Here is a 22,312-nt window from a genome sequence, read left to right as displayed (position 1 = left end):
GCGTCGGGAACGTAGACTCGTTGCCCGGTCGGGCACAGGCAGGGGTGGGGGGCTGGTTCGGACGGATGTGCGGAACCCTGTTCCGGCTGGTTTGTTGCACAATGGCGTCCATGGCACTTCGCGAAGCTACCGGCATCGACGGCACCACCCTCGCCTATCGGGTGACCGGACCGGACGGGGCCCGACCGCTGGTGCTGCTGCACGGGTGGGCGCAGTCGATGACCTGCTGGGGCCCGGCGGTGCTGGCCGCGCTGGAACAGCAGTACCGGGTGATCGCGGTGGATCTGCGCGGGCACGGCTACTCCGGTGCCCCCGACACCGGGTACGACGACCCGAAGAACTGGGCGGGTGACGTCGCCGCCGTCCTCGCAGCCGAGGGGATCGAGAGAAACACGGTTCTCCTCGGCTGGTCCTACGGCGGCCTGGTGATCGCCGACTACCTCGCCGAGCACGGCACCGGCGCCGTCGACGGCATCATCCTGGTCGGCGCGATCACCAGCATCGGACGGGGCCAGAGGGGTGGCCACGTCGGCCCCGCGATGCGCGCCGCGCTGCCCGCGGCACTGTCCGAGGAACCCCGGGATGCGATCCGGGCGCTCGGCAGTTTCGGGACCGCACTCACCGGCCCGGGGGAGCACGGCGTCGCCTCCCAGGCGCTGTTCGGGGCCAGCCTCGCCACCCCGCCGCGGGTGCGGGCGGCGCTGTTCGGGCGGGAGATCGGCCACGACGACCTGCTCGCGGGGCTCGACGTCCCGGCGCTGATCCTGCACGGCACCGACGACACCGTCGTCGACGTCGCCGCGGGCAGGCACGCCGCCGAGTTGATCCCGAACGCCACCGCCTCCTACTGGGAGGGATGCAACCACGGCCCGTTCGTCGAGGACCCGGACCGGTTCGTCGCCGAGGTGAGCGCGTTCATCGACGCGCTCTGACCCGACGCGGTGCCTCGGCTCAGCGGGACAGGGCCCGGGACCGTGCCACCGAGGTGAGCTTGTCCGGGTTGCGCACCAGGTACACCGCGGACACCAGCCCGTCGGACACCTCGATCATCGCGACGGTGTCGAGCACGTCGCCGGAGTAGATCAGCACCGACGGCACCGAGTTGACCACCCCGGCCTCGAAGCGGATGCCGGGGACACCGATCCGGCCGAGCCCGGTCATGAACTGCGCCACCCGCTCGCGGCCCAGCACCGGCCTGCGCGCGGCGTTGACCTTGCCGCCGCCGTCCGAAATCTCCACGACGTCCGGCGACATCAGGTCCATCAACGCCTGAATGTCGCCGGACATCGCTGCGCCGAGGAACCTCCCGGCCACCTCCTGCGCGTCCGCCGACGTGGGCGCGAACCGGCGGCGGCGGGCCTGCACGTGACCCCGGGCGCGGTGCGCGGTCTGCCGGACCGCCGTCTCGGAGCGGCCCACCGCCGCCGCGACCTCGGCGTGGCTGAAGCCGAACACCTCGCGCAGCACGAACACCGCCCGCTCGTCCGGGCTCAGCGTCTCGAGTACCAGCAGCATCGCCATCGACACCGACTCGGCGAGCAGAATGTCTTCTGTCGCATCGGGTTCGGTGCGGATCGGCTCCGGAAGCCAACTCCCGACATAGTCCTCCCGGCGGCGCCCGGTGGTGCGCAGATGGTTCAGCGCCTGCCGGGTCACGATCTGCGCGAGGTAGGAGCGCGGATTCCCGACCGTCGCCGGGTCCACCTCCGCCCAGCGCAGGTAGCTGTCCTGCAGCACGTCGTCGGCGTCGGTCGCGCTGCCGAGGATCTCGTACGCGACCGTGAACAGCAGCGGCCGGTACTCGGTGAACGTGTCGACGGCGCTCACACCATCGCCCCCTGTTCTGCGCGCGCCCGCCGCGGACCGCGCAGCCAGCGGTACCCGCCCGCGCCGGGTCCGATCCACCGCAGCGTGGTCCGGCAGACCTGCTCCTTCACGCGCGCGCCGGTCCGGCCGCGCAGCGCCCAGCGCCGCGGGCTGTCGTCGGTGCGGACGAACTGCACGACGCCGGCGCGCCGCCCCAGGCTGACGCATTGCAGCAGAAAGCCCATCGACAGCGGTTCCGGGTCGCGGCCGTCGAGGAGGGCGAGCACGGTGTCGGCGCCGTGCGCGCCGAGCGGGATCGCGGCCTGGCAGCTCATCCGGATGTGCCCGGCGACGCTGTCCGGCGGTGCGACCGCGTCGCCGACCCCGACGATCGTCGGGTGGCCCGGGACCACCAGGGCCCCGTCGGTGCGCAGTCGGCCCTGCGTGTCGACCGGGAGCCCGCTGCGCCGCGCCAGGTCCGGGACCCGGAACTCGCCTGCCCACACCGCGACAGCGGAAGCGCACTCGGTGCCGTCGTCCAGGAGCACCCGGTCGGCCTCGATCCGGGTCGCGCGCGCTCCCTCCCCAATCCGGACCCCGAGCCGGGCCAGGGCGCGGGTGACGGCGCGGCGACCCCGCGGCGCCAGGCTCGCCGCGACCGGGCCGGACGACACCAGCCGCACCCGCAGGTCCGGGCGCTGCTCGGCGATCTCCGCCGCCGTCTCGACGCCGGTCAGGCCGCCGCCGATCACCACCACCGACGCCCCCACGTCGAGATCCCGCAGCCGGGTGCGCAGCCGCTCCGCGTCCTCCAGGTCGCCGACCGCGAACGCGTGCTCGGCGCCGTCGGGTCCGCCGCCGGTGCTGCTGCCGACCGCGTAGATCAGGTGGTCGAAATCGATCACCTCGCCGTCGGTCAGCAGCAATTGGCGATCCTCGATCCGGTCAGCCGTGCCCACCCGCAGCACGACGTCGGGGTGCAGCACCCCCGCCAGCGGCACGGTGGCGTCACCGGAATCGGCGGCGTACTGGTGCAGTCGCACCCGCTCGACGAACTCGTCCCGCGGGTTGACCACCGTCACGGTCGCCTCCGGGCGTCCCGCCGCGATCCGGTTGGCGGCCATCACGCCGGCGTACCCCGCCCCGACGACCACGACCCGCCTCGTGCCGTTCATCTCCACCACGTCCTCCCTCGACTCGAGTGATCCTCATACCTGGGACACCGCTCGGGCGGAAGACGTGACAGTGAACTGCGCCACAATCGTTGGCGCCAGGACCGTTACCGGGCCGGACGGCGCCCGGAGCGGGGCAGGCGGGGCAGCCGCGGACGCATCGGGGGGTAGACGAGGGTGAGGGCCGCGAGCAGCGTGAAGTAGCTGCGCAGCACCCGGAAGCACAGGTAGCCCGGGATGTATTTGACCGCCCGCGGCTGCCAGTACAGGCACACCCCGAGCGTCACGAACAGCGACATGCCGAGCAGCGTTGCCACCACCGGCTGCCACTGCATCGTGGTGAACGTCGCGCGGAAGAAGACCTCCGCGATCACCGCGAACAGCAGCAGCGGACCGAGCATCGCCCGGCGGGCCGCGTTCACCAGCTGAAACGGCAGGACGAACGTGCCGGTCATCGAGCGACGGTCGAACAGGATCGCGCGATTCCGTGCGGTGAGGTGGTAGATGCTGCGGAACCAGCGGGTGCGCTGCTCGCGCAGGTGGGCGTACGACGCCGGAGTTTCACTGTGGTACACCGCAACCGGGTCGGAGATGCTGTGATAGCCGGCGGCGGTCAACCGCATGCAGATGTCGGTGTCCTCGCCGTTCATCCCCTGGACCATGCCGCCGACCTCGACCAGGGTGCTGCGCCGGTACACGGTGAACATGCCGGGGACGCCGAGGACCCCCTGATAGCCGTCGAGCGACACCTGGAAGAACCCGTGCCGCATGTACACCTCGACCAGACGGACCTTGTCGATCCACGTCCGCTCCTCCGCGGGCATCGGAATGCCGCCGACGGACCCGACATTCGGGTCGGCGAAGTGGGTCATCGCGGTCTGCAGGCAGCCAGGGCCGATCACGGTGTCGGCGTCGATGCGGACGATGAACTCCTCGGTGAGGTGCGCGATGCCCATGTTCAGCGCGATCGCCTTGCCGGGGGTCGGGCATTCGAGCACCTCGCCGGTGATGTTGACGCATCCGTCGATCGCCAGCTGGGCGACCGCATGGGTGTCGTCGGAGGAGGCGTTGTTCACCACGCAGAGATGGATTCGGCCGGGGTAGGTCGCGGCGGCCGCGTCGACGGACGCGATGGTGGCGCCGATGCTATGCGCCTCGTTGTGGGCGGGGACCAGGATCGCCGCCGGTGGGACATGGCCCGCGCCCGCCCGGCGGGACCGGTCGAGGGCGCGGACCCCGAACCACGCGGTCGAGGCCGCGAACAACTGCTGGACCAGGAAGACGCCTGCGCCGATGCCACCGAGGATCGCCCACGCCTTCAACGCGTCCACGACCGCGGACAGGAAGTGCAGCGCGACCGCGGTCACCAGAATCGACGCCGCCAGGCAGCCGAACCACACCGCGAACGCCCGTCGCGGCGTGCCGGGGCTGGTCGGCACCGGACCCGGATCGGGGAGGTGCGCCTGCCGAAGAATGGTGTGCGGGAACAGGGCCAGCGCCGCCAGACCGGACAGCATCTGCAGCGCGAACGCGGAGATCGACACGATCCCGGAACCGTGCAGCACCCAGGCGCCGACGTCGACGACGGTGCAGAACACCGCGAACTTCCCCAGCAGCGCGGCGCCGATGAACAACCGCCGCCAGCGGTTCGAGTAGGCGAACGCCGCGTAGGTGACGAAGAAGACGACCAGGAACATGCGCAGCGGGAACACCACGTCCCCCCCGGCGCCCGCGAAGAAGATGAGATCACGCGGCAGGTCCCGGTCGACGGTGTGGACCAGCAGGGTCCGCAGGCACATGACGAGGATGCCGAGCGCCGCGAACGTGATCAGGAATCCGTTGGCCGCGCTGGCGGGCCGGTCGACGGCGTAGCCCTTCGGGGCGCTGTCGACGGACCGGAAGTGGTCGGTGATCGCCCCGCCCTTGGGGCGTGCCACCCCGGTCATCGTGGAGCGTCGCGGCGGACCGGGGTGGTCGGGGCGATCGTGCCGTCCGGGTTGACCACGATGGCGCCCTGCGAGGTCACGATCTGCGCGGACTCGCGGCCGAAGTCGGGCAGCCGGACGGCCCCGGCGTCGCCCGCGTACTGGACCACCAGTCCGGGGGCGCCGCCGGTGCCGGTCGCGGTCTCGACGACCAGGCCGGTGTCGAACGCCGAAATGTCCAGCGGCGTCGGGTCCGGGCCCGCGACGATGCGGCCGTCCGCCAGGCGCACCGGCGGCGCCACGTCGGGACTGTCCCCGACCAGGATGAACGGCTGCCCCGGCGCCGGCTGGCCGCCCCACCGGAACTCCGGATCGTACTGGGCGGGAACGAAATCGGTGAGGACGGGAGTGACCGCGTTGAGCTGCTCGACGGCGTTCGCCTCGGTCGCGTCGGGGAGAGAGACCGCGAACCCCGGCGCCAACTGGCGCGGCAGCGCGGTGAACCCGGCACCCGGATCGTCGCCCAACTGCAGCGCCGATTCGCCGCGCAGCTGGATCGGGTAACTCGTCACCCGCACGTTGCAGCCGCCGAGGTCGCGGTCGCGCTGCACGGTCAGCGTCAGCGTGTTGTCGAGCAGTTGGTCGGCGGGCGGCAGGTCGATCGTGGCGACCCCGCCGGTCGCGTTGAGCCGCTGACTGCCGAGGAAGCGGCCGTTGAGGTCGGTATTCAACAGCCAGGTCAGGTCGTCGGGGGAGTCGGGCAGCTGCACCGCGACCCGCACGGAGGCCGGCGCCCTGCCACCGGGGAGGTCGGCGAGGGAGTATCCGACCCGCCAGCGCCGGGTCTCGGTGATCTGGCCCCGCGACATGTCCGCGCCGAGCGACGCGAGCGGCACCTGGTCGCCGCCGGGCGTCGCCGGGGTGACGGCGCGGGGATCGGCGGTGTCGGAGTCGGCCGTCGCGACGGTCGGCTCGGTGAGGAAGGTGGACAGCAGATCCCCGCGCGGCTCGACGAGCCCGAGCACCGGTGCGCCGTCGATCCGGCCGACGGTGACGGCGGCCGCGTCGCCGTCGACGGGCCGCCATCCGGTGGCCTCGGTGAGGGTGGCGGCCGGGCCGAGCAGGATGGTGTTGCGCAGGTCGCCGTCCGGCGGGCTGTCCGTGTAGCTGACGTCGTGGCCCGCTCGGGTCAATGCCATGCCGAGATATGCTGCCGTGGTGCGCCATTGATCGCCGCGGTCGGTGAGGACGACGGTGAGGGCCCGGTCCCACGAGGCGACCGTATCGCGGACCGTGTGGATCGGCTGGTCCAGCGCCGCCTCGAGCACGCTGGCCGGGTCGAGGTGGACCTGCATCCCCGCCGAATGATCGGGGGTGCAGGTCTCGTCGTGGCGGGTGCCCTCGGCCCGCACCTGAACGCGGACCCGGCCGTCGCCCGCCGCCTGGTCGGGGACGTCGACGAAGGTGTCGAGGGGGTTGTCGCCGGTGGCGAGTTGCGTCTTGGACACCTGCTGGCCGTCCATGCTCACCACCAGGAAGACGGTGCTGTCGGCGGCGACCTGCGTGGACCCGGTCAGGTGCAGCCGGGTCTCGTCGCGCCCCGAATCCGCGGGCAGGGTCACCAGATAGCTCGTCGACGGGGAGTCGTCGGTCAGCCAGACCCCGTCGGCGTGACCGGAGCCGGCGAGGGTCTTCGCGAAGTGGCGTTCGGGTGGAACCTCGAGACTGGTGTCGTCGACGTCCTTGGTGAACCACGACGGCCGCACCACGATGAAGCCGGCCAGCAGGACCAGGGCGACACCGAGCACCCACCACGCCGATCTCGGGACGGTGCGCCCCTTTTCGCCCTTGAAGTAGCGTCCGGTGTCGTCGGGGCTCGCCCCGCCCGGCCGGTCCCGGTCGCTGCTGTCGTGGTCTGACGTGCCCGATCCGCCGGTGTCCTCGCCGTCGTTGCTCATCGTCGTCCTTCCCGCCGCAGCGTCGATCCGTCGCCAGGCTCGGTGGTCATCGTCGCCCGATGCTGGGTTCTCCCGTTGCGGCCCTGCGAGTGTCGTTCCACGCGGAGGTGCACGGGATGCGGGACGTGTCGACCCGGGTGGCGTACTTCTGCGCGATGTCCACCGACTCGGTGAGCAGTCCGGTCGCGAGCCGGGTCGGGGTCAGGCCAAGGCCGAGCAGCTGATCGTTGCGGGCGTCGAGGTCGTTCTCGTCGGCCTCCGCCCGCGGATTCGGCAGGTACGCGACGGTCGCCCCGGTTGTCGCCGCGACCAACTCGGCCAGGTCCGCTACCCGATGGGTCTCGGTGACCTGGTTCATCACCCGGACCCGCGACGCGGACACCTCGGAGCCGGACTCGACGGCCAACCGGATGCAGCGGACGGTGTCCCGGATGTTGATGAACGCCCGCGTCTGGCCGCCGGTCCCGTGCACGGTCAACGGATGCCCGACCGCGGCCTGCACCAGGAACCGGTTGAGGACGGTGCCGTAGTCGCCGTCGTAGTCGAACCGGTTGATCAGGCGTCCGTCGCGGGCGGTGTCGTCGGTCTGGGTTCCCCAGACGATGCCCTGGTGCAGGTCGGTGATCCGGACGCCGTCGTTGCGGGCATAGAACTGAAACAGCAACTGGTCCAACGACTTGGTCAGGTGGTAGACGCTGCCCGGCTGGGTGGGATAGAGGATGTCCCTGGTGTGCGGATCGCCGTTGCGGTCCGGATAGGTCACCGTCAAATAGCCCTCCGGCAGGTCGACGGGCACCGATTCGTAGCCGTACACGCCCATCGTGCCCAGGTGCACCACATGCGCGTCGAGTCCGGTCTGCACCACCGCCGCGAGCAGGTTGTGCGTCCCGTTCAGATTGTTGTCGATCGTGTACCGCTTGTGGCTGGGCGACTTCATCGAGTACGGGGCGGCCCGCTGCTCGGCGAAATGGACGACGGCGTCGGGACGTTCGGTCGTCAGCAGGTCGACCAGCTCGTCGTAGTCGCGGGCCAGATCGAGGGCGACGGTGCCGATGGTGTTGCCGGTGACCTCGTGCCAGGCCCGAACCCGTTCGGCGAGCGGACGGATCGGGGTCAGTGACTGCACCCCGAGCTCATCATCGATCCGGCGCCGCACCCCGCTGTCGACGATCGTGACGTGGTGGCCGTGCGCGGACAGGTGCAGGGCACTCGGCCAGCCGCAGAACCCGTCACCGCCGAGAACGAGGACACGCATGTGAGGCACTCCCGTCGTGAGCAAACCGATCAGGACCGAGCGGTGAGGCCCTTCCTTCGGGAGGGCCTCACCGAGTTGGTCCGGGCGATTACGGTGTGACGATGGCGAAATCGGGGTCGGGTCCGTCGAGGTAGCCGACCAACGTGGCCAGCTTCGCGGCGTCTCCCTCGACCGCCACGCTGCCGCTTGCGATTTGCTCGCTCAGGTCCGCCCCGCCGAGCAGGAGGCGATGCAGGTCCGCATTGCTGATGGTGAACGTGGCGTCGGGCGCGGGCACCTCGCCGTCGACGTCGAAGTGCACCAACACCCCGTTGCGCAGCCGGCTGCGGTGCACGAGGTCGGCGTCCGTGACCCGCCAGTCGATCGTGATGTCGGCATCCCAGGATCGCGGACCGTCGAGCCGGAGCGCGATGGCGTCGAACAGCTGCTCGACGGTCAGCGCGCCCGCGATGTCCGGGGAGTTCGTGGCGAGTGGGGTTCCGATTCCGCCGTTGCGGAGCTCGTAGGCGCCCATCAGGAAGAAGTTGCGCCAGGTCCCGTTTTCCGAGCCGAAGCCGAGCTGCTCAAGGGTGTCTGCCTGCAGGGCGGTGGCCTCGGCGTTGGTCGGGTCGGCGAAGATCACGTAGTTGAGCACCTGCGCGACCCAGCGGAAGTCGCCCTCGGCGAACGACTGTCGTGCCTTCTCCAGGACCGTCTGCGCGCCGCCCATGAACTCGACGTGGCGCTTCGCGGACTCGACCGGGGGGTGCTCCCAGAGGGTCGCCGGGTTGCCCTCGAACCAACCCATGTAGCGCTGGTAGATCGCCTTGACGTTGTGGCTGACCGACCCGTAGTAGCCGTGCGTATGCCAGGACTGCTCGATCGCGGGCGGCAGCTGGATATCCTCGGCGAACTCGATCCCCGTGGAGCCCTTGTTGATTGCACGCAGCGTCTGGTCGTGCAGATAGCCGTAGAGGTCGCGCTGCACGGAAAGGAACTCGGTCAGCCGCTCGGTGCCCCACGTCGGCCAGTGATGCGACGCGAAGACCACGTCGGTGCGGGCCGCGTACTTGTTGATCGACTCGGTCAGGTACTTCGACCAAATGTGCGGATCACGCACCAGCGCGCCGCGCAGCGTCAGCAGGTTGTGCAGCGTGTGGGTGGCGTTCTCCGCCATGCACAGCGCCCGATGATCCGGAAAGTGGAAGTTCATCTCCGAAGGCGCCTCGGTGCCCGGCGTCATCTGGAACTCGATGCGGACACCGTCGACGGTCTCGGTCTGACCGGTGTGCGTGATGTCGAGGGTCGGGGCGATCAGCGTCGGGGTACCCGTCGAGTTGGTGGGTCCGAGTCCTGCCCCGACCGCGCCATGCGGCCCGCGCGGCAGCGCGGCCCCGTACATGTAGGCCGATCGGCGCGCCATCGCGGCGCCCGCGTACACGTTCTCGGCGACCGCGTGCTCGACGAAGCCCGCGGGCGCAAGCACGGGGCAACGGCCCGCATCGACGTCCTCCTGGGTGGTAACCCCCTTGACGCCGCCGAAGTGGTCGATGTGGCAGTGCGTGTAGATGACCCCGGTGACCGGTCGATCGCCGCGATGCTCGCGGTACAGCGCCAACCCGGCGGCGGCGGTTTCCGCGGAGATCAACGGGTCGATCACGATCACGCCGGTGTCGCCCTCGACGAGGGTCATGTTCGACAGGTCGAGGCCGCGGATCTGATAGATCCCGTTGGTCACCTCGAACAGGCCCTGCATGGCGCACAGTTTCGACTGCCGCCACAGGCTCGGGTGCACCGTGTCCGGGCACTGCTCGTTCAGGAAGCCGAAGGCGTCGCTGTCCCAGACAACCTTGCCGGCGTCGTTCTTCACCACGCCCGGGTCGAGCGCCGCAATGAAGCCGCGTCTCGCGTCCTCGAAGTCCTGCTCGTCGCCGAACGGCAACCGCTGCTGTGCGTCGTCGTGCTGGGCCTTCACGCTTGCCGACACGGTATCCGTCATGGCTCTCCTTCCACGGGACCGGGCTCGTCGCGGACTGCACCGGACGGAGCGATCGGTCTACTTGGCGACACCGGGCACCGCCTGGACGGCCGATGCCTCGTGACCCGACAGTGGCACCGGAAAGGGGACGGTGCTTCACCCGTGGGGGATGAGCCTTCGCGCGGTGCGATGCGGGGCGTCGGCGGGGACAGGGCAAGATGGAGTCGTGACGCCAGCACAGAATCATCGACTTCGACGGGTGGCCGTCCTGTCGGTGCACACCTCGCCGTTGGCGCAGCCGGGCACCGGGGACGCGGGCGGCATGAACGTCTACGTGCTGCAGAGCGCGCTGCAACTCGCGCGCCGCGGCATCGAGGTGGAGATCTTCACCAGGGCCACGTCGTCGGCGGACGCGCCGGTCGTGGAGGCGGCGCCCGGCGTGCTGGTCCGCAATGTCGTCGCCGGGCCGTTCGAGGGTCTCGACAAGCACGACCTGCCGACCCAGCTGTGCGCGTTCACCGCTGGCGTGCTGCGCGAGGAGGCGCACCACGAACCCGGGTACTACGACCTGATCCATTCCCACTACTGGCTGTCCGGGCAGGTCGGCTGGCTGGCCAGGGACCGCTGGGGGGTGCCGCAGGTGCACACCGCCCACACCCTCGCTGCGGTGAAGAACGCGTCCCTCGCGGACGGCGACACCCCGGAACCGGCGGCCCGGCAGATCGGTGAGCAGCAGGTGGTCGCGGAGGCGGACCGGCTGATCACCAACACCGCCGAGGAGGCGGGGCAGCTCGTCGACATCTACGGCGCCGAGCGCGACCGCATCGACGTCGTCGCGCCGGGCGCCGACCTCGGCCGGTACCGGCCGGGGGACCGCGCCGCCGCCCGCACCGAACTCGGCCTCGACCCCGCCGAGCTGATCGTCACGTTCGTCGGCCGCATCCAGCCGCTGAAGGCGCCGGACGTGCTGCTGCGGGCCGCAGCGGAACTGCACCGGCGTGAGCCCGGCCTTCCGGTGCGGGTGCTGGTGGTCGGTGGGCCGTCCGGCAGTGGACTCGAGCGCCCGGACTCGCTGATCGACCTGGCCGCCGAGCTCGGCATTTCCGCGCGGGTCACGTTCCTGCCGCCGCAGCCGCCGGACCGCCTGGTGCAGGTGTACCGGGCGTCGGACGTCGTCGCGGTCCCGAGCTACTCCGAGTCGTTCGGCCTGGTCGCGCTCGAGGCGCAGGCCAGCGGGACGCCGGTCGTCGCGGCCGATGTCGGCGGGCTCGGCGTCGCCGTGCGCAGCGGCCACAGCGGGCTGCTGGTGCCCGGCCACGACACCGGGGACTGGGCGGACGCGCTGCGGACCGTGCTGGTCGACGACGCGCTGCGGGCGTCGTTCGCGCGGAACGCGCCGGTGCACGCGGCGAACTTCTCGTGGGAGCACACCGCGGACGGACTGCTCGACAGCTATCACCGGGCGGTCGCCGGTTATCGGCGCAGCGGCGACCTCACCCAGCGGCGCGGCCGCGGCCTGTGGAAACTGCGCCGGCGGGGAGGAGTACGCGCATGAGCACTGCGGTGAACGAGACGGCGACCCTGATCGAGGCGGCCCTGACCGACCGCGACCTCGAGTTTTCGCGGCCCGCGCCCCACCAGTTCGTCGTCGAGCTGCCGGGGGAGCACAAGCTCAAGACGAGCTGCCTGCTCACCGTCGGCAACCACGGGGTGCGGGTCGAGGCGTTCGTGTGCCGCAAACCGGACGAGAACTTCGAGGGCGTCTACAAGTACCTGCTGCGCCGCAACCGCCGCCTGTACGGGGTGCACTACACGATCGACAAGATCGGGGACATCTACCTCGTCGGCCGGATCAGCACCCACGCGGTCACCGGCGACGAGCTCGACCGGGTCCTCGGGCAGGTGCTCGAGGCGGCGGACGGCGACTTCAACATCCTGCTCGAGCACGGGTTCGCGAGTTCGATTCGGCGGGAATGGGAGTGGCGTGTCTCGCGCGGGGAGTCGCTGAAGAATCTGGAGCCGTTCCGGCACCTCGTCGAGGGTGGCGGCGTCGAGGGCGGCGGCGCGCCATGGCCCGGTGCGGGCACGCCTGGCGTCGCGGACCGGGGTGCGTCGGGGTAGGTTCGGGGAACATGAGCGAGCGCTTAGTTTCGCCGCCCGGATGAGGAGTGCTTCCGTGAGCTTCACCAGCCCGTACCCCGATGTGGACATCCCGAACCTCGGTCTCTACGACTTCCTGTTCGGGTCGATCACCGAACAGGACCTGGGCCGGGTTGCGCTGATCGACGGCGCCACCGGCGAGGAAACCGACTACCGGACGCTGATCGCGAAGATCAACGCCGTCGCCGGCGCGCTCGCGGCCCGCGGCCTGAGCGTCGGCGACGTCGTCGGCCTGCACTCGCCGAACTCGCCCGAGTTCGCGGTCGCCTTCCATGGCATTCTGCGTGGCGGCGGCACCGCGACCACGATCAACGCGCTCTACACCGCGGCCGACATCGCCAAGCAGCTGAAGGACTCCGGCGCCAAGGCGCTGTTCACGGTCTCGCCGATGCTGGCGCAGGCGGTCACGGCGGCCGAGCAGGTCGGCATCCCCGCCGAGCGGGTCATCGTCCTCGACGGCGCCGAGGGGCACCTGTCGCTGGCGGACCTGATCGCCGAGGATGCGTCCGCACCGACCGTCGCCTTCGACCCCGCCACCCAGGTCGCGGTGCTGCCGTACTCGTCCGGCACCACCGGCAACCCCAAGGGCGTCGAGCTGTCCCATCGCAACCTGGTCGCGAACGTCTGCCAGGTCGGGTTGCCCGTCCCGGTCCGCGCCGACGACCGGGTGCTCGCGGTGCTGCCGTTCTTCCACATCTACGGCCTGACCGTGCTGCTGAACCTGTCGCTGTACCAGCGCGCCAGTCTCGTCACGATGGCGAAGTTTGACCTGTCGAAGTTCCTGACTCTCGTGTCCGGGAAGAAGTGCACCTTCGTGTTCGTCGCCCCGCCGGTCGCGCTGGCACTGGCCAAGCACCCGATGGTCGACGAGCACGACCTGTCCAGCGTGCGCACCATCGTCTCCGGGGCGGCGTCCCTCGACGAGGAACTCGGCAACGCGGTCGCGGCGCGGCTCGGGACGCGGGTGCTGCAGGGGTACGGGATGAGCGAGCTCAGCCCGGTCAGCCACATCATCGGGGTCGACGAGCTGGAGGTGTCGCTGAGCTCGATCGGCAAGCCGCTGCCCAACACCGAGAACAAGATCGTCGACCCGGCAACGGGCGCCGAGATCGCCGTCCCCGCCGAGGGGCGCAGCGAGCCCGGCGAGCTGTGGGTCAAGGGCCCGAACGTGATGCTCGGCTACCTGAACAACGACGCGGCGACCGCGGAGACGCTCGACGCCGATGGCTACCTGCACACCGGGGACGTCGCGGTCGTCGACGCGGACCTGAACGTGTACATCGTGGACCGGCTCAAGGAGCTCATCAAGTACAAGGGCTACCAGGTGCCGCCCGCCGAGCTGGAGTCGCTGCTGCTCACCCACCCGCAGATCGCGGACGCCGCGGTGATCGGCGTGCGCGACGCCGAGGGCGAGGAGGTGCCGAAGGCGTTCGTCGTGCTGCAGGCCGGCGCCGAGCTGACCGCGGACGAGGTGATGGCGTTCGTTGCCGAGCGGGTGTCGCCGCACAAGAAGGTGCGCCGGGTGCAGTTCATCGACACCGTCCCGAAGTCCAGTGCGGGCAAGATCCTGCGCAAGGATCTGCGTGCCGGGGAGGCGCGCGGATAGGCATGTGCGCTGTCGTCGCGTGCGCGGTACCGAATGGGGCTTTCGGTCACATCAAGTGACCGAAAGCCCCATTCGGTACGGGGGCGGGGTGACGTCGACCACGCCGAGGTGTGGAACCACAAAACGGAGTACACTCATTAATGAGTGAAGTTCGGGAGGTGGATTCGATGGAAGCCGGTCGGCGCGAACGCGGCAAGGCCGAGAAGCAGACCCGGATTCGCCTTGCCGCGCAGGAGCTGTTCGCCGAGCGCGGCTACGAGGCCGTGACGACACAGCAGGTTGCGGACCGCGCCGACATCGCGCACGGCACCCTGTTCCGGTACGCGGCGTCGAAGGCCGAACTGCTGCTGATGGTCCACAACGAGGTGTTCGCCGCCGCCGTCACCCGGGGCGAGGCGGACGCGGCCGGGATCGCGGATCCGGTCGAGCGGGTGCTGACGCTGATCGCGCCGGTCATCTACTCCGGCCGCGACCACGACGAGAACATCGTCGCGTACGAGCGGGACCTGCTGTTCGGTCCGCCGGACGCCCCGTTCCGCCGCGCTGGCCTGCAGATCGTCACCCGGCTCGAGGCGTCGATCGCCGACTGCCTCGCCGGGGGTGGGCGGCACGACGACGACACCGTCGCCGCCGCGCGCGCCGTCTTCGCGGTCCTGCACATGGAGATCGCGCAACCCGTCGTCCGAGCGGACACGCCCGGCGTCGCCTCCGGCGCACTGCGTCGCCAGGTGAACATGATCGTCGCGGGCCATCGCGCTCGCGCCCAACAGGATTGACACCGCACCCGAAAGGAAGGGTCAGATGACCGCCATCACCAAGGTCACCGTGCTGGGGACAGGCGTCCTCGGCTCCCAGATCGCCTACCAGACCGCCTATCACGGCGTCGACGTCGTCGCCTACGACATCAATGACGACATTCTGGAGACCGCGAAGTCCCGGTTCGCGGGCCTGGCCGACACCTACCGCGCCGAGGTCGACGGCGCAGCCGACGGCAAGGCCGACGCCGCGCTGGGCCGGATCACCTACTCCGCGGACCTGGCGGCGGCAGTCGCCGACGCCGACCTGGTGATCGAGGCGATTCCGGAGAACATCGACATCAAGCGCGACACCTACACCCGGCTCGGCGAGGTGGCCCCCGAGAAGACGATCTTCGCGACCAACTCCTCGACGCTGCTGCCGAGCGACCTGATGGCGTTCACCGGCAGGCCCGCGAAATTCCTCGCGCTGCACTTCGCCAACCGGGTGTGGGCGCACAACACCGCAGAGGTGATGGGCACCACCGAGACCGATCCCGAGGTGTACCGCCGGGTCGCCGACTTCGCGTCCTCGATCGGGATGGTGCCGATCGAGATGAAGAAGGAGAAGGCGGGCTACCTGCTGAACTCGCTGCTGGTGCCGTTCCTGTCCGCCGCGGGCCAGCTCGTCGTCGACGGCATCGCCGAGCCCGAGATGGTCGACAAGACCTGGAAGATCGGCACCGGAGCCCCCGCGGGCCCGTTCGAGATCTACGACGTCGTCGGCCTGAACACCGCATACAACATCTCGATGGCGGGCGGGCCCGGTCAGCAGCGGTTCGCGCAGTACATCAAGGAGAACTACATCGACAAGGGCAAGCTCGGGGTCGCCACCGGTGAGGGCTTCTACAAGTACTGACTCGCGGCATTCAGGCCAGTGCGGACGGCAGCCCGACGTCGTAGATCGACAGCACGTCGGTGGTCCGCTGCAGGGCCTCGACCACGACCCCGGCCGGCGCGAGGTGGAACGTCGGGTAGTCGATCTCGCCGAGCGTCGGGTCGACCGTCCACGCGAGTCGTTCCCCGTCGACGGAGAATTCGGCGGAGATGTCCTCCCGATTCCCCCGCGGATCCTGCCGATGCCACGCACCGCCGAGGTGCACCGCGACGAGACCGTGCAGGACGTGCCCGTCGCCGTGCGCGAGGCGCTGATAGCACAGCGCGGTCGGGACGCCCTTGCCGCGCAGCACCGCCGCGAGCAGGTGCGACTTGGCGTAGCAGAGGCCGACCCGCTGCGCGAGGACCTCCGACGCCAGCAGCGTGACGCGGGGATCCTGCGCGTCGTACGAGTGCGCGACCTCGTCGCGCACCCATTCGAACGCCCGGCGCGCGAAGTCGACCTCGTCGGTGGACCGCGCCAGGAGGGTGTCGCCGAGCGCCAGCACCGCGGGGTGGTCGATCTCGACGATCGCGTCCCCGGCGAGGAAGGACGCGGGGTCGGGGACGTGGGTGGGGTTCATCGGTGTGGCCACGCGATGAACCTAGCCTCGCGCCGTCCCGCGGCGCGAGCTGTTTGTTTTGATGCTGATTCGGGCGGAATCGGTGGGAAACAATCAACTCGCGGCCGTCACCGGGGAGGGGTCATGTCGAGGCGGATGCCCAGCAGCCGGATCGCGCGGGACGGATCGAGGCGCTCGGTCAGGGCGAGCGCGGCATCGGTGATCGTCGGAACGTCGAAGGTCGGCTCGGGCAGGGCCCGCGAGCTGGTGTGCGTCTCGAAAGGGGCATAGCGCACCTTGAGCGTCACCCGGGTCGCGGGACGCCCCTCGGCCCGGACGTCGCCCGCCACCCGCCGGGCCAGGGTGCGGACCGCGTCCTCGATGTCGGCGCGGTCCGCGAGATTGTGCTGGAACGTGGTCTCCCTGCCGTGCCCGCGAGCGATGTACGGCTCGTCGCTGACCCGGGTCGAGCCGCGCCCGCGGCCCAGCCGGGCCAGCCACGGTCCGGTGGTCGGGCCCAGCGCGTCGGCGAGCCGAACCTCGTCGGCGTCGGCGAGCTCCCGCACCGTGTGAACACCCAGCGCGGCAAGCTTTTTCGCGGTCTTCGTGCCGATGCCCCACAGCGCGGAGGTGTCCCGGTCGCCCATCACCGTGAACCAGTTGTCCGCGGTCAGCCGGAACATCCCGCGGGGTTTACCGAAGCCGGTCGCGATCTTGGCCCGCAGCGTGTTGTCGCCGATCCCGACCGAGCAGTGCAACGCCGACGCCGCGAGCACGGCGTGCTGCACCCGACGGGCCAGGGCCTCCGGGTCATCGGTCTCGGCGCCGAGGAACGCCTCGTCCCAGCCGAGCACCTGCACCACCACGTCGAGCGCGCGCAACGTCGCCATGACCGTCTCCGACGCCGCCGTGTATGCGTCGGCGTCCACCGGAAGGAACACGGCGTCCGGCACCTCGGCCAGTTTGCGGGCCGCGACCCGCAGCGGCATCCCGGACCCGACCCCGTACTCGCGCGCCTCGTAGGAGGCGGTGGAGACGACCCCGCGTTCGGTGGGGTCGCCTCGCCCGCCGACCACGACCGGCCGCCCACGCAGCTCCGGGCGGCGCAGCACCTCGACGGCCGCGACGAACTGGTCGAGGTCGACGTGCAGCACCCAGGTGCCCATCGGCTCAGTCTGCGCCGCCCCGATCAGGCGTGCAGGAGGTGCGGCAGGCCTGCGGCGTGGCGCTGCGCGTCGATGGCGCGCAACGGGGCCAGTTCCGGCGGCTCGTGCAGCCGGTACATGCGACACGGCGGGGCGGGGGAGCCCGCCGCATCGAGCAGCGCGTTGACGGCGGCCCGCGCCGACTCGTTCGCCGATTCCATCGTCGCGAGGTCGATGTCGGTGCGCACGTAGTCGCCCGCGAGGAACAGGTTGCCGATCGCGGTCCTGGCCTCCGGTCGGTGTCGCAGCGATCCGGCCGTGTTCACCAGCAGCGGCGTGGCGTTGGTGTTGGCGCCGAGCGCGGAGTTCCACGAGACGCCGGGGTCGAGGAACCAGTGCGCGAGGTCCTCGTCCCGCAGCACCGGCCGGGGTCCGTCGTCGAGGCATTGCCGCAGCTGTGCCCACGTCTCCTTCGCGATCTCCTCGCGGGTGCACTGCTTGGCGGTCTTGCCGAACAGGATGCCGGGGGCGTCCCAGTTGGAGATGTCGACGGACAGGCAGTCGTGGACGGTGCCGTCGCCGTAGCGGGCGGCGAAGTCGCCCGGCCAGAACTGCGCCTGGCTGATCGAGGTCAGCGCCCACGGCGAGCCCAGGTAGGCGACGTGCCCGTCCACGATCGGGGTCGGCCTGCGCAGGAAGTACTGGATGCCGACCATCCAGTCCACCGCCAGTTCCCGCAGTCCGGCGAGGGCGGGGTCGGCCGCGAGCAGTTGCGGGGTCAGCAGGTCGACGGCCCGCTCGACGGGGACCGCGAGCACGTACCAGTCGGCCTCGACCCGGGACCGGTTCCCTGCCGCGTCGGCCGCCGTGGCTCCGGTGATCCGGCCGCCGTCGACGTCGAGCGCGACCACCCGCGATCCCATCTCGAACCGCACGCCCATGCCGCGCAGCAGGTCCGCCCACGGGTCGATCCAGGCCTCGTTGGTCGGGCCGTTGAGCAGGCGGTCGAGGTGCCCGTACTCGGGGACGAGGCCCGCGGCGTTGAGGACGAACGCCTGCCCGATCCGGCCGATGGTCCGGGTGGACGCGCGATCCGGCCGCGCGGCGACGAGTTGCCGGGTCAGCGCGGACACCAGCACCGACTGGTACGCCTCCGACTTGCCGTCCGCTTCGAGCGTCTGCGCCCAGGTGGCGTGCTCCCATTCGCTGTCCCTGCGTTCGATGCTGCTGGTCAGGAACATCACCAGCTTCCGGAGGAAGACCTGCATCTCGGCGGGCGGCACCGCCGTGCCGAGGTTGAACATCGCCCCGAGCGAGTCCTGCAGGGTCGTCGCGTCGTACATGTCCAGGCGCACCGGTGCGGCGGGGCTCGGCGACATCAGGTCCGGTCCACCGGGTATCGACATCCGTAGTCCGCCCGCGGCGACGAGATTGTCGAAGACCCCGTTCGCGTTGCCGGGTACCGGGATTCGTTGCATCGTGTCCGGAATGTGCTGGTAGAAGCCGGGAAAGAAGCGGAATCCGTGCTCGCCGGGCAGATCGCCGCGACCGCCGGTGCCGGTCCCCGGTGCGGTGATGCTGCGGGCCTTGCCGCCGAGCGCGGTCGGCTCGTGCACCGTGACGTCGAAGCCGCGCTCGGCGAGCTCGTGGGCGGCGGTCAGGCCGGCCATGCCGCCGCCGAATACCGCGACCGTCCGCCCGGCGGGGCGCGGTGGTGGGGCGGACCGGGCCGTCGTCGCCCGGGTGGTGGCCAGGACCCCGGCCCCCGCCACCCCGGCCAGCACCGCCCGCCGCGTGACGCCCCGATTGCTTCGTGTGCCTACCTGCCGTTCGCGCATGCCACACCCCCGGTTGGGACACTGCGAGATTGTGACAACGGCTGTTGCCACATGTCAGGTATCTCACAGCCGGGACGGTTCGGGGGCGCGACCCGCCGACGGCGTGATCGGAGCGACGCGGTGGCCTGCTCACCACCCGCGGTCCACATGCCAGGATGGGCACATGAGTACCGGAACCCTTGTGCTGCTCCGCCACGGCGAGAGCGAATGGAACGCGATGAACCTGTTCACCGGGTGGGTGGACGTCCCGCTCACGGACAAGGGCATCGCCGAGGGCAAGCGCGCCGGCCAGCTCCTCCGGGAGCACGACCTGCTGCCCGACGTCCTCTACACCTCGCTGCTGCGCCGCGCGATCAGCACCGCGAACATCGCCCTCGACGCCGCCGACCGGCACTGGATCCCCGTGGTGCGGGACTGGCGCCTGAACGAGCGGCACTACGGCGCGCTGCAGGGCAAGAACAAGGCGCAGACCAAGGCCGAGTACGGCGACGAGCAGTTCATGCTGTGGCGTCGCAGCTACGACACCCCGCCGCCGCCGATCGACGCGGGCAGCGAGTACAGCCAGGACGCCGACCCCCGGTACGCGCACCTCGAGCAGGCGCCGCTGACCGAATGCCTCCTCGACGTCGTCAAGCGGCTGATCCCGTACTGGGAGGACACCATCTCCCGTGAGCTGCTCGCCGGCAAGAACGTGCTGGTCGCGGCGCACGGAAACTCGCTGCGCGCGCTGGTCAAGCACCTCGACGGCATCTCCGACGAGGACATCGCCGCGCTGAACATCCCGACCGGGATCCCGCTGCGCTACGACCTCGACGAGAACCTGAAGCCGCTCAACCCGGGTGGCACCTACCTCGACCCGGAGGCCGCCGCGGCGGGCGCCGCCGCCGTCGCCAACCAGGGCGCGAAGTAGTCATCACCGTGACGCGACCCGGGCCCGCGTGTTGCCCGCGGGCCCGGGTCGAACGCCAGGTGAACAGCCGGAAAACACCGGCTCTCGGGCCCGTGACGTGCAGTGAAATGCCGCCACCCGGCGCCGCCCGACCTTTTCGCGGCCGTACGATTCACTCGTGACTGTTGTTCAGGTCGTCGCCCTGGTCGCCGCCGCCGCGGTGGCCGGATATCTGGTCGGCGGGGTGCTCGTCCCGCGACTGCGGGCGCGCTTCAGCAGGCGGGAGGCCGAGCGGGCGGGCCTGACGATGTCCCAGGTCCTCGACCTGATCGTGCTCGCCAGCCAGAGCGGCATCGCCGTCGTCGACCGATTCCACGACGTCGTCCTGTTCAACCCGCGCGCCGAGGAGCTCGGCCTGGTGCACAACCGGACCGTCGAGCCGCGCGCCTGGGCGGCCGCCAACCGGGTCCTCGACACCGGTGAACCCGTCGAGGTGGATCTCGGCGTCAAGAACCCGGCCCGTGGCCGCGGCCACATCGCCGTGCGGGGTCTCGCGCAACTGCTCAGCGAACAGGACCGCCGGTTCGTCGTCCTGTTCGCCGACGACGACTCGGAGGTCGCGCGGATGGAGGCCACCCGCCGCGACTTCGTCGCCAACGTCAGCCACGAACTGAAGACCCCGGTCGGGGCGATGGGGTTGCTGGCCGAGGCCCTCCTGGAATCGGCCGACGACCCGGAATCGGTGCGGCACTTCGGGGAGCGGGTGCTCCTCGAGTCGCGGCGGCTGGGCAACATGGTCGGTGAACTGATCGCGCTGTCCCGGTTGCAGGGCGCCGAGAAGCTGCCCGACCTCGAGCCGGTCGCGGTGGACGAGGTGATCGACGAGGCGATCCGGCGCAGCGCGCTGACGGCCGAGACCGCGGGCATCACCGTCGCCGCCGACCGCCCGAGCGGCCTCGAGGTGCTCGGCGACCGAACCCTCCTGGTGACCGCGCTGTCGAACCTGGTGGAGAACGCGATCGCGTACTCGCCGCAGGGGTCGTCGGTGTCGGTGAGCCGCGCGCTGCGGGGCGGTGACGTGGCGATCGCCGTCACCGACCGCGGCATCGGGATCGCGAAGGAGGACCAGGAGCGGGTATTCGAGCGGTTCTTCCGCGTGGACAAGGCCCGATCCCGGTCCACCGGGGGCACCGGGCTCGGCCTGGCGATCGCCAAACACGTCGCCGCGAACCACAACGGATCGATCACCCTGTGGAGCAAACCCGGCACCGGGTCCACCTTCACCCTGATCGTGCCCGCGCACGCCGAGGAGCTCGATTCCCCCGACGACCCACCGGCGCCCGACTCGCTCGGGCCCCCCACCGGCACACCTGGAACCCCGGTGCCGACCACTCACTCAGACCGCGCCCATCCGGGCGCACCGAACCCCGCCCGTCAGGGCACATCCAGTATGGAGGCCAACCGGTGACGAACGTGCTGATCGTGGAGGACGAGGAATCGCTGGCCGATCCGCTCGCCTTCCTGCTCCGTCGGGAGGGGTTCGAGGCGACGGTCGTCGGCGACGGACCGTCGGCGCTCGCGGAGTTCGACCGCTCCGGCGCGGACATCGTGCTGCTCGACCTGATGCTGCCCGGCATGAGCGGCACCGACGTGTGCAAGCAGCTGCGGGCCCGGTCCGGGGTCCCGGTCATCATGGTCACCGCGCGGGACAGCGAGATCGACAAGGTGGTCGGGCTCGAACTCGGCGCGGACGACTATGTCACCAAGCCGTACTCGGCTCGGGAGCTGATCGCCCGGATCCGTGCGGTGCTGCGCCGCGGCGCCGACACCGAGGCCGAATCGGGGGTCGACGACGGGGTGCTCGAGGCGGGACCGATCCGGATGGATGTCGAACGGCACACGGTGCAGGTGGGCGGTGTTCCGGTGACCTTGCCGCTCAAGGAGTTCGACCTGCTCGAGTACCTGCTGCGCAACTCGGGGCGGGTCCTGACCCGCGGCCAGCTGATCGACCGGGTGTGGGGCGCCGACTACGTCGGCGACACCAAGACCCTCGACGTGCACGTCAAGCGGTTGCGGTCGAAGATCGAGGAGAACCCGGCCAAGCCGGAGCACCTGGTCACCGTGCGGGGGCTCGGGTACAAGCTCGAGAGCTGAGTTCGCCAGGACCGCCGCGAAACCGGTCGAAACGGGCAGCGCCGGGTCATAGCACGCCACGATCACGAAGACCAGCGCGAAGCGGTTTCGATTCGTGAACATGATGCGGGTGCGCGTTGTATTGTCGGCGCTCAAGGATTTCCCCGGATCATCGGATCGTTCCTGCTCGGAGCGGCCGATGGCCCGGAACAGCTCCGCTTCGTCAACGCGCAAC

Annotated in this window: 18 protein-coding genes; 9 read left to right on the top strand and 9 right to left on the bottom strand. The window is 70.6% G+C overall.

Annotation, left to right across the window (positions count from 1 at the left end):
• Positions 1 to 110 precede the first annotated feature (110 nt).
• A complete protein-coding gene (locus tag ACWF62_RS07935) occupies positions 111 to 932 on the top strand; it encodes an alpha/beta fold hydrolase (RefSeq protein ID WP_378569896.1) in 822 nt (273 codons plus the stop codon).
• A gap of 19 nt (positions 933 to 951) precedes the next feature.
• Here the strand turns inward: ACWF62_RS07935 and ACWF62_RS07930 are convergent, their stop codons facing one another.
• The 6 genes from ACWF62_RS07930 to ACWF62_RS07905 all read right to left on the bottom strand — a co-directional run bounded on the left by ACWF62_RS07930 (position 952) and on the right by ACWF62_RS07905 (position 10,094).
• On the bottom strand, positions 952 to 1,827 hold the full coding sequence (locus tag ACWF62_RS07930) for an RNA polymerase sigma-70 factor (protein ID WP_378506185.1): 876 nt from the start codon (positions 1,825 to 1,827) through the stop codon (positions 952 to 954).
• Positions 1,824 to 2,981 carry an NAD(P)/FAD-dependent oxidoreductase gene (locus ACWF62_RS07925; RefSeq protein WP_378569897.1) on the bottom strand — a complete coding sequence of 386 codons (1,158 nt, stop codon included), beginning with the start codon at positions 2,979 to 2,981 and terminating at the stop codon, positions 1,824 to 1,826. Before ACWF62_RS07925 ends, ACWF62_RS07930 begins: the two co-directional genes overlap by 4 nt.
• Positions 2,982 to 3,085: 104 nt before the next feature.
• A complete protein-coding gene (locus ACWF62_RS07920) occupies positions 3,086 to 4,924 on the bottom strand; it encodes a glycosyltransferase (protein ID WP_378506187.1) in 1,839 nt (612 codons plus the stop codon).
• The gene (locus ACWF62_RS07915; RefSeq protein ID WP_378506188.1) at positions 4,921 to 6,861 is read right to left on the bottom strand and encodes a hypothetical protein; all 1,941 of its coding nucleotides are present in this window, start codon (positions 6,859 to 6,861) and stop codon (positions 4,921 to 4,923) included. Before ACWF62_RS07915 ends, ACWF62_RS07920 begins: the two co-directional genes overlap by 4 nt.
• A gap of 46 nt (positions 6,862 to 6,907) precedes the next feature.
• A complete protein-coding gene (locus ACWF62_RS07910; protein ID WP_378569898.1) occupies positions 6,908 to 8,116 on the bottom strand; it encodes an NAD-dependent epimerase/dehydratase family protein in 1,209 nt (402 codons plus the stop codon).
• An 88-nt stretch (positions 8,117 to 8,204) separates the two neighbouring features.
• Complete coding sequence (locus ACWF62_RS07905; RefSeq protein WP_378506190.1) at positions 8,205 to 10,094, bottom strand: alkyl/aryl-sulfatase; 1,890 nt, start codon at positions 10,092 to 10,094, stop codon at positions 8,205 to 8,207.
• Between the two features lie 148 nt (positions 10,095 to 10,242).
• Between ACWF62_RS07905 and mshA the strand changes: the two genes are divergently transcribed.
• From mshA to ACWF62_RS07880, 5 genes are all read left to right on the top strand, one after another.
• Positions 10,243 to 11,628 (top strand): D-inositol-3-phosphate glycosyltransferase, encoded by a 1,386-nt coding sequence (gene mshA, locus ACWF62_RS07900; protein ID WP_378506191.1) that lies wholly within the window; start codon positions 10,243 to 10,245, stop codon positions 11,626 to 11,628.
• A complete protein-coding gene (locus ACWF62_RS07895) occupies positions 11,625 to 12,194 on the top strand; it encodes a type III secretion system chaperone family protein (protein ID WP_378506192.1) in 570 nt (189 codons plus the stop codon). Before mshA ends, ACWF62_RS07895 begins: the two co-directional genes overlap by 4 nt.
• A gap of 55 nt (positions 12,195 to 12,249) precedes the next feature.
• The gene (locus ACWF62_RS07890) at positions 12,250 to 13,839 is read left to right on the top strand and encodes an AMP-binding protein (protein ID WP_378569899.1); all 1,590 of its coding nucleotides are present in this window, start codon (positions 12,250 to 12,252) and stop codon (positions 13,837 to 13,839) included.
• Between the two features lie 140 nt (positions 13,840 to 13,979).
• The gene (locus tag ACWF62_RS07885) at positions 13,980 to 14,615 is read left to right on the top strand and encodes a TetR/AcrR family transcriptional regulator (RefSeq protein WP_378506194.1); all 636 of its coding nucleotides are present in this window, start codon (positions 13,980 to 13,982) and stop codon (positions 14,613 to 14,615) included.
• A gap of 25 nt (positions 14,616 to 14,640) precedes the next feature.
• Positions 14,641 to 15,492 carry a 3-hydroxyacyl-CoA dehydrogenase gene (locus tag ACWF62_RS07880; RefSeq protein ID WP_378506195.1) on the top strand — a complete coding sequence of 284 codons (852 nt, stop codon included), beginning with the start codon at positions 14,641 to 14,643 and terminating at the stop codon, positions 15,490 to 15,492.
• 10 nt (positions 15,493 to 15,502) lie between these two features.
• Here the strand turns inward: ACWF62_RS07880 and ACWF62_RS07875 are convergent, their stop codons facing one another.
• The 3 genes from ACWF62_RS07875 to ACWF62_RS07865 all read right to left on the bottom strand — a co-directional run bounded on the left by ACWF62_RS07875 (position 15,503) and on the right by ACWF62_RS07865 (position 19,055).
• Positions 15,503 to 16,105 carry a transglutaminase-like domain-containing protein gene (locus ACWF62_RS07875; RefSeq protein ID WP_378506196.1) on the bottom strand — a complete coding sequence of 201 codons (603 nt, stop codon included), beginning with the start codon at positions 16,103 to 16,105 and terminating at the stop codon, positions 15,503 to 15,505.
• 95 nt (positions 16,106 to 16,200) lie between these two features.
• A complete protein-coding gene (locus ACWF62_RS07870; RefSeq protein WP_452629800.1) occupies positions 16,201 to 17,238 on the bottom strand; it encodes a DNA polymerase IV in 1,038 nt (345 codons plus the stop codon).
• A 23-nt stretch (positions 17,239 to 17,261) separates the two neighbouring features.
• Entirely contained in the window at positions 17,262 to 19,055 is a 1,794-nt protein-coding gene (locus ACWF62_RS07865) for a hydroxysqualene dehydroxylase (RefSeq protein ID WP_452629799.1), read from the bottom strand.
• A gap of 163 nt (positions 19,056 to 19,218) precedes the next feature.
• Here ACWF62_RS07865 and ACWF62_RS07860 point away from each other — a divergent pair, with 163 nt between their 5' ends.
• The 3 genes from ACWF62_RS07860 to ACWF62_RS07850 all read left to right on the top strand — a co-directional run bounded on the left by ACWF62_RS07860 (position 19,219) and on the right by ACWF62_RS07850 (position 22,098).
• On the top strand, positions 19,219 to 19,965 hold the full coding sequence (locus ACWF62_RS07860; protein ID WP_378506200.1) for a phosphoglyceromutase: 747 nt from the start codon (positions 19,219 to 19,221) through the stop codon (positions 19,963 to 19,965).
• A gap of 157 nt (positions 19,966 to 20,122) precedes the next feature.
• Entirely contained in the window at positions 20,123 to 21,412 is a 1,290-nt protein-coding gene (locus ACWF62_RS07855) for a sensor histidine kinase (protein WP_452629798.1), read from the top strand.
• Positions 21,409 to 22,098: a winged helix-turn-helix domain-containing protein gene (locus tag ACWF62_RS07850; RefSeq protein ID WP_378506202.1), complete on the top strand. Its 690-nt coding sequence runs from the start codon at positions 21,409 to 21,411 to the stop codon at positions 22,096 to 22,098. Before ACWF62_RS07855 ends, ACWF62_RS07850 begins: the two co-directional genes overlap by 4 nt.
• Positions 22,099 to 22,312: the final 214 nt, after the last annotated feature.

It is taken from the genome of Rhodococcus sp. NPDC054953 (assembly GCF_053609225.1).
This window is presented reverse-complemented; position numbering and strand designations above follow the sequence as displayed.